The organism is Campylobacter majalis (genome assembly GCF_905120465.1).
Classification (GTDB): domain Bacteria; phylum Campylobacterota; class Campylobacteria; order Campylobacterales; family Campylobacteraceae; genus Campylobacter_A; species Campylobacter_A majalis.
On record NZ_CAJHOF010000005.1, the window covers coordinates 57,162 to 71,436 of the forward strand.

General features: G+C 34.8%; 14 protein-coding genes and 1 pseudogene. All 15 read left to right on the forward strand.

Features of this window, described 5'->3' with window-relative positions; genetic code table 11:
* Positions 1–133: 133 nt before the first annotated feature.
* The 15 genes and pseudogenes from LQU93_RS03635 (at position 134) to LQU93_RS03700 (ending at position 14,258) form a co-directional block, all read left to right on the forward strand.
* Positions 134–847 (forward strand): molecular chaperone TorD family protein, encoded by a 714-nt coding sequence (locus LQU93_RS03635; protein WP_229932531.1) that lies wholly within the window; start codon positions 134–136, stop codon positions 845–847.
* A 69-nt stretch (positions 848–916) separates the two neighbouring features.
* Positions 917–1,093, forward strand: a complete 177-nt coding sequence (locus LQU93_RS03640; protein WP_229932532.1) for a twin-arginine translocation signal domain-containing protein — start codon at positions 917–919, stop codon at positions 1,091–1,093.
* 36 nt (positions 1,094–1,129) lie between these two features.
* Positions 1,130–1,426 (forward strand): annotated as a pseudogene (locus LQU93_RS10025) (twin-arginine translocation signal domain-containing protein); the annotation flags it as partial.
* Between the two features lie 6 nt (positions 1,427–1,432).
* Entirely contained in the window at positions 1,433–3,946 is a 2,514-nt protein-coding gene (locus LQU93_RS03645) for a formate dehydrogenase subunit alpha (RefSeq protein ID WP_336245576.1), read from the forward strand.
* A gap of 2 nt (positions 3,947–3,948) precedes the next feature.
* Positions 3,949–4,575 carry a formate dehydrogenase FDH3 subunit beta gene (fdh3B, locus tag LQU93_RS03650; protein WP_229932534.1) on the forward strand — a complete coding sequence of 209 codons (627 nt, stop codon included), beginning with the start codon at positions 3,949–3,951 and terminating at the stop codon, positions 4,573–4,575.
* A gap of 5 nt (positions 4,576–4,580) precedes the next feature.
* Positions 4,581–5,510: a formate dehydrogenase subunit gamma gene (locus tag LQU93_RS03655; RefSeq protein ID WP_229932602.1), complete on the forward strand. Its 930-nt coding sequence runs from the start codon at positions 4,581–4,583 to the stop codon at positions 5,508–5,510.
* A gap of 46 nt (positions 5,511–5,556) precedes the next feature.
* Positions 5,557–6,336 (forward strand): formate dehydrogenase accessory sulfurtransferase FdhD, encoded by a 780-nt coding sequence (gene fdhD / locus LQU93_RS03660; protein ID WP_229932535.1) that lies wholly within the window; start codon positions 5,557–5,559, stop codon positions 6,334–6,336.
* A complete protein-coding gene (locus LQU93_RS03665; protein WP_229932536.1) occupies positions 6,329–7,072 on the forward strand; it encodes a winged helix-turn-helix domain-containing protein in 744 nt (247 codons plus the stop codon). Before fdhD ends, LQU93_RS03665 begins: the two co-directional genes overlap by 8 nt.
* 74 nt (positions 7,073–7,146) lie before the next feature.
* The gene (luxS, locus tag LQU93_RS03670) at positions 7,147–7,653 is read left to right on the forward strand and encodes an S-ribosylhomocysteine lyase (protein ID WP_229932537.1); all 507 of its coding nucleotides are present in this window, start codon (positions 7,147–7,149) and stop codon (positions 7,651–7,653) included.
* Between the two features lie 24 nt (positions 7,654–7,677).
* Positions 7,678–8,700, forward strand: a complete 1,023-nt coding sequence (selD, locus tag LQU93_RS03675) for a selenide, water dikinase SelD (RefSeq protein ID WP_229932538.1) — start codon at positions 7,678–7,680, stop codon at positions 8,698–8,700.
* Positions 8,701–8,787: 87 nt separating this feature from the next.
* Entirely contained in the window at positions 8,788–9,804 is a 1,017-nt protein-coding gene (locus LQU93_RS03680; RefSeq protein WP_229932539.1) for an OmpA family protein, read from the forward strand.
* 57 nt (positions 9,805–9,861) lie between these two features.
* A complete protein-coding gene (locus LQU93_RS03685) occupies positions 9,862–10,515 on the forward strand; it encodes an HAD family hydrolase (RefSeq protein ID WP_229932540.1) in 654 nt (217 codons plus the stop codon).
* Positions 10,516–10,566: 51 nt separating this feature from the next.
* The gene (gene serC / locus LQU93_RS03690; protein WP_229932541.1) at positions 10,567–11,640 is read left to right on the forward strand and encodes a phosphoserine transaminase; all 1,074 of its coding nucleotides are present in this window, start codon (positions 10,567–10,569) and stop codon (positions 11,638–11,640) included.
* Positions 11,633–12,727 carry a DNA adenine methylase gene (locus LQU93_RS03695; protein WP_229932542.1) on the forward strand — a complete coding sequence of 365 codons (1,095 nt, stop codon included), beginning with the start codon at positions 11,633–11,635 and terminating at the stop codon, positions 12,725–12,727. The genes serC and LQU93_RS03695 overlap by 8 nt, the downstream gene beginning before the upstream one ends.
* 58 nt (positions 12,728–12,785) lie before the next feature.
* On the forward strand, positions 12,786–14,258 hold the full coding sequence (locus LQU93_RS03700; protein ID WP_229932543.1) for a class I SAM-dependent methyltransferase: 1,473 nt from the start codon (positions 12,786–12,788) through the stop codon (positions 14,256–14,258).
* The last annotated feature ends 17 nt before the right edge of the window (positions 14,259–14,275 follow it).

Sequence of the window (14,275 nt, forward strand, 5' to 3'; positions counted from 1 at the left end):
AAAAATATTTGATTTTTTTAGCCTTGAAAATGCTAAGTAAAAATTGGATAGAGTTTATCCAAATTAGCTTAGAATACACCATTTTATGGCTATTTAGTGATATTTTAATAAATATTTAAAATAAGGAGCAAAAATGCATGAAAACAATGACATAAGTGTGCTAAATGCCAGAAAAATATACTATTTAATGTTTTCAAAATTTTTTGCATTTACATATGATATCACTAGATTTAATGACGCTAAAGAGATGCTTGAGCTTATAAATTCTCAGCCTCTTGACGAGCTCTCACAAATATCTTGTCAAAATTTACTTGCAAATTTTAATCCACAAGAAATTTCAGATGAATATGACGATATTTTTCATGCACCACCAAGACCTATGCATAATACTTTTTCATATTACGATGAGGGCTATAGTGCTGGTAGAATGGTTGTGATGATAAAAAAACTTATTCACAATACAGATATTAGACGTGATGAGAATGTGTTTAAGGAAAACGAGGACAATATAGGTTTTGTTTTTGCTTTAATGGCGGATTTTATTGATAGGCAAATTAATAATAAACAAGAGTATGAAAGTATAACAAAAGAGTTATTTGCTCAGATTATAAATCCTTACATTGATGAGTTTAATGATATGCTTTATTCTCATGCAAATGCGAAAATTTACAAAGATATATCAAATATCTTAGCAACATTTATTGAGTTTGAAAGATTAAATTACAATCTTTCAAAGCCGGCATATGAAAAACAGACAAAGGCTTATGATGGTATTTCTAGATCTGAGGCTTTAAGACGAGAGATAAATAGAGCCAAAAGAAAAGCTGAAAAAGAGATGCTATCATGAGAAGTATTTATAAATTTAATAAAAATTTAGACGATAAAATTTTGTGTAAATTTTAAGAAAGGTGAGTTGATGCAAACAACAAACAGAAGACAGTTTTTAAAGAAACTAATGGTAGGTGGTGCAGTAAGTGCCGTAGTGGCGACATCTGCTGTAGCTCATGATAAGGGCAAAAAAGCACAAAAAAACAAGGATGTGTTATATGAGAGAACAAAAACATGGGAATTTTATTATAAGCAAGCAAATTAAATTTCATGTAAAATTAAAATTTAGAAAGGAGTTAAAATGAGCGAAGTTTCTAGAAGAACGCACGTTGGAAGACGTTCGTTTTTAAAAATGGCAGCTTTAGGAACGACCGCTGGTGTAATTGGTATCGGTGCTAATTCTCTTACAAGACAAGCTGATAAAAGCGAAATTGCAAAACCATATCCAGGCTCAAAAATGGTTAAGTCTATATGTTCGATATGCTCTGTGGGCTGTGGTGTTATTGGCGAGGTTGTAGATGGTGTATGGGTGCGTCAAGAAGTGGCACAAGATCATCCAGTTAGTGCTGGTGGGCATTGCTGTAAGGGTAGTGATGTAATCGATATGGTTCGCTCACATTGCCGTGTAAAATATCCGATGGTCAAACAAAACGGCAAATGGAAGCGTATAAGTTATGAAGAAGCATTTGACCAAATAGCAACACAGCTTAAAAAATATAGAGACAAAAATCCAGAACAAGTAATGTTTCTAGGCTCTGCCAAAGACAGCAATGAGCAAAGTTACTATATTAGTAAATTTGCTGCGATGTTTGGGACAAACAACTTAGATCATCAAGCTAGAATTTGACATAGTGCAACAGTCGCCGGTGTGGCGAATACATGGGGTTATGGTGCTATGACAAACCATCTTGGAGATATCCAAAACTCAAAGTCTATTTTTATAATTGGGGCAAGCCCAGCAGTAAATCACCCTGTTGGTTTTAGGCATTTTTTAAAAGCAAAAGAGAACAACGGTGCAAAATTAATCGTTGTAGATCCACGCTATACTAGAACCGCAGCAAAGGCTGATTATTACGCATCTATTAGACCAGGCACAGATATACCATTCATGTATGGTATGATGAATATTATATTTGAAAATGGTTGGGAAGACACGAAATTTATAAATGATCGCGTTTATGGCATGGATGAAATTCGTAAAGAAGCATCAAAATGGACGCCAGAAGTAGTGGCTGATGTATGCGGAGTGAGCGAGGATTTGCTTTATGAAATTACAAAAGTTTTTGCCACAAATAAACCAGGCTGTGTTGTATGGGCTATGGGGCTTACTCAGCACACAATAGGTAGCTCAAATACACGTATTGCTTCAATTTTACAGCTCGTAACTGGCAACATGGGCAAAAGTGGCGGAGGATGCAATATCCTTCGTGGGCATGATAATGTCCAAGGTGCTAGCGATATGGCAAATGCACCAGATAGTTTGCCAGGATACTACGCTAAAAACGAAACCACATGGAAGTATTTTGCTAAGATGTGGAAGGTTGATTATGAGTGGTTGCAAGGAAATTTTGTAAAGCCTGAGTGGATGTTTAAGCCAGGATTTACACTTGCTCGTTGGTGGGCTGGTTCGCTAAATGGTAAAGATGGCAATGACGCTATAGAAAATGCTGGAGATAGTCTAAAGGCACTTTTTGTAATTGGCAATGGTATAACTTCAACAGCACAACAAGTTAAAGTTCAAGAGGGTTTAGATGCACTTGAATTGCTTGTTCTGGCTGATCCTTTTGTAAATGAAGCTGGAATTATTACAAATAAAAAAGATAACGTTTATTTGCTACCAGCAACCTCACAGTTTGAAAATAGTGGAACCGTTGTGGCTACAAACAGAAGCGGACAATGGAGAAGTAAAATTTCAAATGCAATGTATGAAAGCAAGCCAGATCATGAAATTTTATTTGAACTTGCCAAAAGACTTGGTTTTTACGATGAACTAACTCGCACAATACGTGATGAAAACGGCAATATAGAGTGGCCAGAAGCCGCTACTCGTGAGATAGCAAGTATAGTAAAATCAATCGGTCTAACAGGCTGGACGCCAGAGCGATTAAAGCGTCATCAAGAACATTGGGATAAATTTGATGAAAAAACACTGCTTGGTAAGCCTGGAACGCCAGTTGAGGGTGAATATTATGGATTGCCTTGGCCTTGCTGGACCCAAAATCATCCAGGAAGTCCTATATTGTATGACATAGACACACCTGTTGTGCGTGGCGGTATGGGTTTTAGAAATCGTTTTGGTTTAGAGCATAATGGTGTTAGTCAATTAGCAGCCAAAGGTAGTGCACCAGTTGATGGGGCGATAAATGATGGCTATCCAGAGATAACAAAAGCTAATATTGAAGCGGTTTTAGGAATCACTCTAACAGATGAAGAGCGCGAGAAAATGGGTGCATCTTGGGCTACAGACGATAGTGGCATAATCGCTGAAAAATGTATGCAAAAAGGCATTGCTCCGTATGGAAATGCAAGAGCTAGAGCGGTTGTTTGGACGTTTGTAGATCAAATTCCGCTTCACAGAGAGCCTATTCATTCGCCACGTCAGGATTTGGTTGAAAAATATCCAAGCTTTGAAGATAAGCCAAATCATTATAGGGTGCATACTCAGTATAAGAGCTTGCAACTAAGTAAAAATTTCTCAAAAGAATTCCCTATAAATTTAGTAACAGCACGTTTGGTAAATATGAGTGGTGCTGGTATGGAAACGCGTGCTAGTAAGTATTTGGCCAGATTGACACCTGAGATGTTTGCTGATATTCATCCAGAGTTAGCCAAACAGCACTTGTTAAATGATGGCGATATGATATGGATACACTCGCCGGAAGGCACAAAAATAAAGGTAAAAGCTCGTATAGTGCCATCTGTTCAGCCTGATATGATATTTTTACCATTTCACTTTACGGGAGTTATGCAGGGCGTGGATATGAGCGGAAATTTCCCAGAAGGAACCAAGCCTTATGCAATAGGTGAGAGTGCAAATACAGTTACAAACTACGGCTATGATATAGTTACACAAATACCTGAAACTAAGGGCGGTTTGTGTAGGATTGAAAAGGCATAATCATGAAAGAAACTATAACGAGATTAAAATTTTATTGCGATGATGATAGGTGTATTGATTGCAACGGTTGTGCAGTAGCTTGTGACGAGGCTCATGAACTACCTATTGGCATACGCCGTCGCCGTGTTATTACTTTAAATGAAGGACAAATTGGCAAGGAAATTTCAACATCAATTGCATGTATGCACTGTGAAGATGCTCCGTGTGCGTTGGTTTGTCCGGTGGATTGTTTTAATATCCGTGCTGATGGAGTTGTGCTTCATGATAAAGACATGTGTATAGGCTGTGGATATTGCTTATATGCTTGTCCTTTTGGTGCTCCGCAATTTCCGCGTGATACGGCTTTTGGTGTTAAGGGCAGTATGGATAAATGCACAATGTGTGCTGGTGGCGTGAATATAGATACAAATTCTCACGACGAGTTTGAAACATATGGGCAAAATCGTATAGCTGAAGGCAAAGTGCCTGTATGTGCTGCGATGTGTTCTACAAAGGCATTGTTAGTTGGCGAAAGTGATATCATCGAAGAAATTTATCAAAATAGGGTCAATGCTAGAGGCTATGGTGTTAAAAATTTAAAAGATACACCAACATGGAAGATAGCATACTATAAAAAGGATAGATTATGAGAGCGATGCTAATATTTTTAAGTTTTTTGAGTGCTTATGGACTTCATTTGCCAGATGGAAAGCCACAATTTGATAGTAATGTATGGGCAAAAGACAGGATAGAAAACATAGCTGGATACGAGGGTGGCTTGGGTGAGTTATGGACGTATTTGCAGGGCAATGACGTCTTTGCATATTGTGTTTTGGGTGCAGTTATAGCAGTAATTATAGCATTTACGCTTCATTTTTTGGCTATTGGACCAAAGCATTTTAGCCATGATGGCAAAAAGGTATATGCTTTTAATATAGTTGAGCGTTTGTCTCACGGACTTGCTGCAGTATCTTGGATGATATTAGTTCCAACAGGTATCATTATGATGTGGGGAGCGACATTTGGTGGGGGTTCATTTGTTCGTTTAGCCAAAGATTCTCACGGTATAGCTACTATTTTGTTTGCCATTTCGGTTTTACCAATGCTTTTTGCATGGACAAAAAGAATGTTGCCGGCTGTTTATGACATAAAATGGATGCTTATAGTTGGCGGATATCTTTCAAAAAAGAAACGCCCTGTTCCAGCTGGTAAATTTAATGCCGGTCAAAAGGCGTGGTATTGGATAGCTATACCAGGCGGTATAGTGATGATAGCTACCGGTGCTGCCATGTATTTTTTAGATTTTAAAGAACCTGCTGTGGCAACTTGGTTTGGGATTTCTCAGATTGATCTACTTCGTCTTTCAGCACTTATTCATAATGTTTTAGGCATACTTTGTGCAGTATTTTTTTTGGTGCATATTTATATGGCAGCCATTGCAATTCACGGTGCAATATGGTCTATGGTGCATGGCTATAAAGAAGAAGAAGAGGTATATATACTGCATCATCATTGGTATAATGAGCTAGTTTCTAAGAATGAAATTGGCGTATCAGAATACGAAAAAGTATATCCAAAACTATAAAATTTAAAGGGCTTTGATTTCAAAGCCCAATTTTTAGGGCAAAAAAATGCAACCAATTTTTACTACTCAAATTACAAAATATAAAGCAGACGAAAATTTTGCTATAGATGATATTTTAGTAAGAGAGATAAAGCTTGAAATTTTACTAAACGATGTCAAAATAGGTGCCATGATGGCAACTCCTACAGATTTGACTGAGCTTGCAATAGGTTATTTATTAAGCGAAAATATTATAACAAATCCAAAAGATATATTAGATGCTTTGTTTGATGAAAAAACTCTAAGCGTAAAAATAATTGCAAAGGCAAACCAAAAAGCACTTAATAATCTAAACTCTGAAGGTATTATTATAAGTGGATGTGGCAGAAGTGTTACAGCAAATATAGACTTGCAAAGCCTAGATGCAAAAAAGATACAAAGTGATATGAAATTTCAAAGACGAGAGATTTCAAAGCAGATGAGTGAGTTTTATACTCAGTGTGATTTGTATGAAAAAACAGGTTGTGTTCATACGGCAAAGCTTTTTATAGGTGATAAATTTTATATTGGCGAAGATATAGCTCAGCATAACACTATAGATAAAGCTATTGGCAAAGCTGTGCTTGGTGGTGCTGATTTAAATAGCGGATTTTTGATGGTTAGCGGTAGGCTTAGCTCTGAAATGGTCGTAAAAGCCGTGATGAACTCTATCCCGCTTTTAGTATCACGCACAGCACCGACTAGTTTGGGTGTGTTGATTGCAAGAAAATTTAATCTTACACTTTGCGGATTTGCTAGAGGTGAAAATTTAAACGTATATAGTGGTGCGGAGCGTATATATGCGTGAAATCATAGCACAAAATATTTTGAAATTTAAGAATAATAAAGGGCGTTTAGATTGTGGAGTTGCGTTTAAAATCGCTAAAAAATTAGGCGTAGATATAGGCTTGGTTGGTGATGTGGCAAATGAATTAAAAGTCAAAATTGATGCTTGTGAGTTGGGGCAATTTGGCAAGTTACCCATTGGTTTTGGCAATTTTGTTACAAGCAAAACATTAAAACAAAAATTAGATGAAAAAGGCAGAATAAGTTGCAAGGATGCAAGAGATATAGCTAACGATGGCATAGGTTTAAAGCAGGTGCGTTCGACACTAAGGGATTATAGTATAGATGTGAAATTTTGCCAACTTGGTTGCTTTAAAGAGAAAAAAGGGAAAAAGATGATTGTAAAAACAAAAACATGGATTGAAAATAACGATGGAGATTTGCTATTTGGCAAGGGAAAAACTGAGGTCCTTGAAGTGATAGCTCAGACTGGCTCTATTTCAAAAGCGGCTGAAATTTTAGGAATGAATTATAAAAAATGTTGGAGTCATTTGCAAATTCTTAGCAAAAATATGGGCGAAGAGCTAACTATGTCAAAGCAAGGTAGCGGAGAGGCGTCAGGCACGACATTAAAACCAAAAGCATATGAACTAATAAATGCATACAAACAACTTCAACGAGATATTGAAGACTATGCTAATAAGCGCTTTAAAGAGCTGTTTTTAGACGGTCAAACGGATAGAGTGCTAGAAAAGTAAATTTATTTAACATGTATTAAAAGCCTTTATTTATATAAAAATATGTATAATTTTAAAAAATTTAAAGGACAGATATGCCACTACTTGATAGTTTTTGCGTAGATCATACTATTATGCCAGCACCAGCTGTGAGACTTGCAAAAGTCATGAAAACACCAAAGGGTGATGATATAAGTGTATTTGATTTAAGGTTTTATAGACCAAATGTATCGATGATGCCAGAAAAAGGCACACACACTTTAGAGCATTTATTTGCTGGTTTTATGAGAGATCATTTAAATGGCTTTGGAGTTGAGATTATTGATATTTCACCGATGGGCTGTAGAACTGGCTTTTATATGAGTTTAATAGGCACACCTGAGCCAGAACGTGTGCGTGATGCATGGATGGCTTCGATGACAGACATATTAAATGTCAAAAGTGAAGCTGATATACCAGAGTTAAATAAGTATCAGTGTGGTTCGTATAAAATGCACTCTTTGTACGAAGCCAAACAGATCGCCATGGATATACAAAATAGCCAAATTGGCATAATGGATAACGAAGCAATTAAGTTAGATATAAAGCAAAAAGGTCTTTAAAATCAAACAATCAGCGAGAAAATCATGATATACAATAATAAAAATCTTACCAAATATGTAAAATCAGCTGGTTGAGCGGCTAAGCTAGACCCGTGTGGTTTAAACAAAACACTTAGTTTGCTTAAAATAAATCATGAAAATTTACTAACTGGCACTAACAATAATGAAGATGCAAGTGTGTTTAAGATAAATGAAACAATAGCGTTGGTTCAGACGCTTGATTTTATCACGCCAGTTGTTGATGATCCGTATATTTATGGGCAAATTGCAGCTGCAAATTCACTTAGTGATGTTTTTGCAATGGGTGCTAAAGTAATAAATGCACTAAATATAGTTGGCTTTGATAGCTGTAATTTTGATAGTGAAATTTTAGACGAGATAATGCAGGGTGGGCTTAGCAAAGTAATTGAGTGTGGTGGTATGATAACTGGAGGTCATAGCATAAAATCGCCTGAGATGTATTATGGGCTAAGTGTAACAGGGGTGGTTAATCCTAATAAATTTTGGGCAAATAATACCGCAAAAGTTGGCGATGTGTTGGTGTTAACTAAGCCACTTGGCACAGGTGTATTAAGCACGGCAATTAAGTCTGATATGCTTGAATTAAGCGAGATAAAACAGGCTGTGGATATAATGTCTCAGTTAAATTTTTATGCTGTTGATGCCATGAGTGATATACAAGTGAATGCTTGCACTGATATAACTGGATTTGGATTTTTGGGGCATCTTAGCGAGATGAGTAGATGTGACATATCTTTTGAAATATATGCTAATGATGTGCCGGTAAATCAAGTGGCAAAAAGATTATCAAGTATGTCAATTATTCCTGGTGGAACTTATAAAAACAAAGAATACACAAGCAATGATGTTAATGGTGATGCGGATATCTTGCTTTATGATGCACAAACATCAGGTGGGCTTTTGTTTGCAATTTGTGAAAGTGATGTGCAGCGTGCAGTATATCGCTTAAAAGACGTTGGATATGAGTTTAGTAGCGTAGTTGGTAGCGTAGTTGAGCGTAAAAAATCGAAAATTACAATAGTATAAAGTTTAAAAAATTTAATTTATATTTACTATTATTTTGTTATAATTGTAACTTGTTTTTACAAAAAATTAAAAAAGAAAGGATTCGCAATGAAAAAGATTGCTATTGCTTTGGTGGCAGCTAGCTCACTATTTGCTGTAGATGCAGCATACAACTATGAGGTTACTCCGACAATTGGTGGAGTTAGAACTGAAGGTAACTTGGATTTTAATAGAGATCAGCTAAATCTAGGTTTAAATGTTGCTAAAAATCTTGAAGGTGTATTTATAGATCAAATTCAACTAGGCGTTGATTATGTTCGCAAAGCAAGAGAAACAGTTGATGGAACAACAAGAAATGGTCGTGCTTTAAGATACCATATCGATGCTGTTAAAAACATTTTTGATTTTACTGATAATCTTGGACTATATGGTTTAGTTGGTGTTGGTTATGAAGACTTAAGTTCAACTTTTGTTGCAAATGAAGATGGTGGTTTTGGTCAGTATGGTCTTGGCTTAAGATATCAAGTAGCTGAGAATTTTGCTCTTAAATTAGAAGCAAGAGACGCTATTAAATTTGAACACGCAGATCACAACTTCTTTTATACACTAGGCTTTGGTATAGGTCTTGGTGCTAAAAATGTAGCTCCAGTAGTTGTAGCTGCTCCAGCTGTAGCAGAAGCACCGGTTTCACTAGATGATGATAATGATGGTGTTGTAAATGAGTTAGATAGATGTCCAAATACTCCAGCTGGTGTGGTTGTTGATGAGCATGGATGTGAAAAAGTTATTGTTCTTAGAGATTTGGGTGTAAATTTTGCATTTGATAGCTACAAAGTTAGTGATGCTTATGCTAAAGAAATCAAAAAAGTAGCTGACTTTATGTCTGAAAACCCAGATTATAGAGTGGTTCTAGCTGGTCACACTGATAGTGTAGGCAAAGAAGCTTATAATCAAAAACTATCTGAAAAAAGAGCTAACGCTGTTGCTGAGACACTAAAAGGCTATGGTGTTGATGCTGATAAAATTAGCACAGTTGGTTACGGTGAATTAAGACCGGTAGCTGATAACAAAACTAAAGAAGGTCGTGCTCTTAATAGACGCGTTGAAGCAACTTTTAGTAAGTAATTTTTTACTAGTAATTGCAGGGCTTTTGCTTTGCAATTACTCTTTCTTGGTTAAATTTTGAAAAAAACTATTCTTTTTGATCTTGATGGAACGATTATAGATGCTAGTGTAGCTATATTGCAAAGCTTTGATTACGCATTTAAATTTCATAACAAACCCCCAGTAAATCACGAATATATCAAGCCGTTGATTGGTTATACTTTAGAAGATATATTTTTAAAAATTGGTGTAGAAAGTCACATGATTGATAGTTATTTTAATGCTTATAGGGATTTTTATCATACTATTTATCTAAAGCACACTACGCTTTTAAAATATGCAAAAGAAGCCATAATAAAGGCAAACGAATTTGCTGATTTGGGAGTAGTTACTACAAAAGGCTCAAAAGTTTTGCCAGATCTTTTGGAGCATTTAGGGATTTTAAAATACTTTAAAACATTGGTTGGAAGACATGATGTTATAAATCCAAAACCACATGCTGAGCCTATAAATTTAGCACTTCGCAATCTAAATAAAGACAATAAAATCTCAAGAGCCAATACTTTTATGATAGGTGACACTACTCTTGATGTTTTGTCGGCTATTAATGCAAATGTTATTCCGCTCTCTGTGCTATGTGGATACAATGATGAAGCTAAGCTATCCAAAGTAAATGATAAAATTTTTAAAAATACCTTTGAAGCCGTAGAATATGCACTGCAATATAAATAAAATTCTAATAAAAAACAATGTATAATCTATCAAAAATTTAAAGGCATTTTTATGAGAAAGATAAATTTTAGTGCAGGACCTACTGGTTTGCCAATTCAGGTGCTTAAAAAGGCACAAGAAGAGTTTGTAAATTATAAAAATGAGGGCTATTCGATAATGGAGATTAGTCATCGCTCAAAAACATATGAAGAGATACATTTTGGTGCGATGGATAAGATACGAAAACTTTACGGCATTGATGATAGTTATGAGATTTTATTTTTACAGGGTGGGGCTCATTTGCAGTTTGCAATGATACCTTACAATCTATATCAAGGCGGAGTGGCTGAGTATGTAAATACTGGTGTTTGGAGCAAAAAAGCTATAAAAGAAGCTAAGCAAATAGGCGTAGATGTTCGTGTAGTATCAACAAGTGAAGATGAAAATTTTACACATATCCCTGATGTAAATTTTAGCGATACGGCAGATTATGCCTACATATGCTCAAATAACACAATATACGGCACACAATACAAAATTTTGCCTAAGACAAAATCTCCGCTTGTTATAGATGCAAGTAGTGATTTTTTCTCAAAACCACTTGATTTTTCAAATATCGCACTTTTATATGGTGGGGCACAAAAAAATGCAGGTCCAAGTGGTGTGACAATTGTGATAATTAAAAAAGAATTAATTGAGCGTGTTATGGATGATAGGGTTCCGACATTTTTACGCTATAAAACTCATGCACAAAACAAAAGCCTATATAATACACCTCCGACTTTTGCAATTTATTTGCTTGATTTAAATATGCAGTGGCTACTTGATAATGGTGGATTAGATAAGATAAATCAGCTAAATATAAAAAAAGCAAATTTGCTTTACGATATTATAGATAACTCACAAGGTTTTTATAAAGGACATGCACAAACTAATCATCGTTCGCTCATGAATGTTAGTTTTAATATCGTAAATTCTAAGCTAGAACAGAGCTTTGTTGATGAAGCGGCTAAAAACAATATGATAGGTTTAAAGGGGCATAGGCTTCTTGGTGGGATTAGGGCTTCAATTTATAATGCTGTAAGTTTAGAAGATGTTGAAAATTTAGCTGATTTTATGAGAGAATTTGCAAAGAAAAATGGCTGAAAATAGAGCATATTTAAAAGAGCAAATTTTAACATATCTTGGCAATAAGCGCACACTTTTAGGATTAATAAACAAGGGTGTGCTTCAGGCAAAAGATGAGCTTAAAAAGGATAGATTAAACACAGTTGATCTGTTTAGTGGCTCTGGTGTAGTTGCTAGGTTTTTAAAGCAACACTCAAGTTTTTTGATTGCAAATGATTTAGAATTTTATTCAAAGGTAATAAATGAGTGCTATTTGGCCAATTCTGATGATGAGTTAAAAAAAAGCTTAAAAATTTTAGCCAAGAGATACGCAAGACACATAAATGAAAATTTAAAACAAGGCTTTATAACTGAGCTTTACGCACCTAAAGATGATGATTGCATCATGCAAGATGAGCGTGTTTTTTATACGCGTAAAAATGCTATGTTTATAGATACTGCTAGAGATTTTATTGATACTCTTTCGCATGATATGCAAAAGTTTTTTTTAGCACCACTTTTATATGAAGCTAGTAGTAAGACAAATACAAGTGGTGTTTTTAAAGGCTTTTATAAAAACAAACAAGGCATAGGTCAGTTTGGTGGAGAGGCAAAAAACGCACTTACTCGCATTACAGCAGATATTACGTTAAAATCTCCTGTTTTTTCAAACTACACTGTGCCTTACGAGATATATCAAGATGATGCAAATGCCCTTGTAAAAAGGCTTGATTTTATGGATTTGGTCTATCTTGATCCACCATATAATCAGCATCCTTATGGTTCAAATTATTTTATGCTAAATTTAATAGCCAAAAATGAACGTCCAAGTGAAATTTCAAAGGTGTCTGGCATATCAAAAGACTGGAATCGTTCTGTGTATAACCAAAAAAAAGAGGCAAAAAATGCATTTTTTGAATTAATTCATGATTTAAAAGCACGTTTTGTGCTTATCTCATTTAATTCAGAAGGCTTTATAAGCGAAGAGAGTTTTATATCAAATTTAAGCAAATTTGGAAATTTAAATGTTTTAAAACAGCGGTATAATACGTTTCGCGGTGGTCGCAATCTTAGCGGACGCAACACGTATGTAAATGAGTTTTTGTATGTTTTAAAAAAAAGATAATTATATGCCGTTAAATACTTAAAATTTCGCTAAAATAACAAAAACAAAAAGGCTTAAGATGTTTGAAGAACGAGAGTATTATAACGAAGCACCGTATTTTTCTGCAGCATTTACAGATAGTTCGCCAATTAGATTAAATGCTATAGGCGAACTTTTAAATCTAAATCCAGCACCTTTGAAAAATGCGAGAATTTTAGAGCTTGGTTGTGCTTATGGTGGCAACATAATGCCATTTGCTTTACATTATCCAGATGCTGATGTTGTCGGGATAGATATATCTGGTGTGCAGGTAAATGGCGGCAACGAGATAGCAAAAAATATAGGACTTACTAATTTTAAACTACTTGAAAAAGATATACTTTCGTTAAATTCTGATGATATCAAAATGCTTGGCAAATTTGATTATATTATCGCACACGGACTTTATAGCTGGGTTAGAGATAATGTTAAAAATAGTATTTTGGCACTCATTAAGGCTGTTTTAAATCCAAATGGAATAGCTTATGTATCATATAATGTAATGCCTGGATGGAGTATCTTTTCTTTGCTTAGGGAGTATATGCTATTTACAAGTAAAGACGAGAAAGCGCCAGGTATTCGTTTGCAAAAAGCAAAAGATGAATTGAAGTTTTTGCAAGATTACTTAAAAACAAATTTGCAAGATAAGCTAGATCCAACGCTAAGAGATACGCAAAAGCTACTTTTAACACAATTAAATTTTTTACAAAATATCACCAAAGACAACAAAAACGACTACTATATCCAGCATGAGTTTTTAGAAACACACAATGATCCTATTTATTTTAAGGATTTTATTAACAAAATTGACAAAGTTGGGCTTTGCTATCTTCTTGATAGTAGTTTAGATGACATTTTTAAAAGTCAAATAGGAGTATATCGCTTTGATGCCCATTTAAATAAGAACTATAAAAAACGAGTTGATAAAGAGCAAATGCTTGATTTTATGTTAAATCGTTCTTTTAGAAAAAGTCTAATCATGCACAAAGATATTCTTGAAGGCGTTGAGGATTTTGATATAGATATAAGCGTAAATGAATTTGCTAAATTAAATTTTATAGCGGACATAAAAAAACAAAACAATAAATTTTATATCAAAGATCGCGAGTTAAATCCTGAGTATTATGATATATATGAGAAAATTTATAGCAAATATCCAGAATCACAAAATATAATGGATTTTAAAGAGTATGATTTGCAAAAAGCTCTATTTGCATTTTTAGAACTTATGCTTGATTTAAATGTTGGGCTAACAACATATGAGCTAAAAGATGTAAAAATCAAAAATGTAAAACTTAAACCAAAAATCAAAGAGTATTTAAAATACTTTTACGAAAATGACAACCCAGCTATTTTAATGGCAAATGAATTAAATCAAAAAATACAGCTAAGCAAAGACGAGATACAAATAGCACTTAAAATAGATGCTGGGCATGAACTAGACATGAGTGATGAGAGAGTTTGTAAAGTTATGAAAATTCTTCAAAAAAACTATTTGCTGATACAAAAATAACCTTAAAAAGGGGCAGG

Bases quoted from the DNA above. Each gene is read 5' to 3' on its own strand.
- LQU93_RS03680 (WP_229932539.1), top strand. From the start codon at position 8,788: ATGAAAAAGATTGCTATTGCTTTGGTGGCAGCTAGCTCACTATTTGCT.
- LQU93_RS03665 (WP_229932536.1), top strand. From the start codon at position 6,329: ATGCGTGAAATCATAGCACAAAATATTTTGAAATTTAAGAATAATAAA.
- fdh3B (WP_229932534.1), top strand. From the start codon at position 3,949: ATGAAAGAAACTATAACGAGATTAAAATTTTATTGCGATGATGATAGG.
- luxS (WP_229932537.1), top strand. From the start codon at position 7,147: ATGCCACTACTTGATAGTTTTTGCGTAGATCATACTATTATGCCAGCA.
- LQU93_RS03635 (WP_229932531.1), top strand. From the start codon at position 134: ATGCATGAAAACAATGACATAAGTGTGCTAAATGCCAGAAAAATATAC.
- fdhD (WP_229932535.1), top strand. From the start codon at position 5,557: ATGCAACCAATTTTTACTACTCAAATTACAAAATATAAAGCAGACGAA.
- serC (WP_229932541.1), top strand. From the start codon at position 10,567: ATGAGAAAGATAAATTTTAGTGCAGGACCTACTGGTTTGCCAATTCAG.
- LQU93_RS03700 (WP_229932543.1), top strand. From the start codon at position 12,786: ATGTTTGAAGAACGAGAGTATTATAACGAAGCACCGTATTTTTCTGCA.
- LQU93_RS03655 (WP_229932602.1), top strand. From the start codon at position 4,581: ATGCTAATATTTTTAAGTTTTTTGAGTGCTTATGGACTTCATTTGCCA.
- LQU93_RS03695 (WP_229932542.1), top strand. From the start codon at position 11,633: ATGGCTGAAAATAGAGCATATTTAAAAGAGCAAATTTTAACATATCTT.
- LQU93_RS03640 (WP_229932532.1), top strand. From the start codon at position 917: ATGCAAACAACAAACAGAAGACAGTTTTTAAAGAAACTAATGGTAGGT.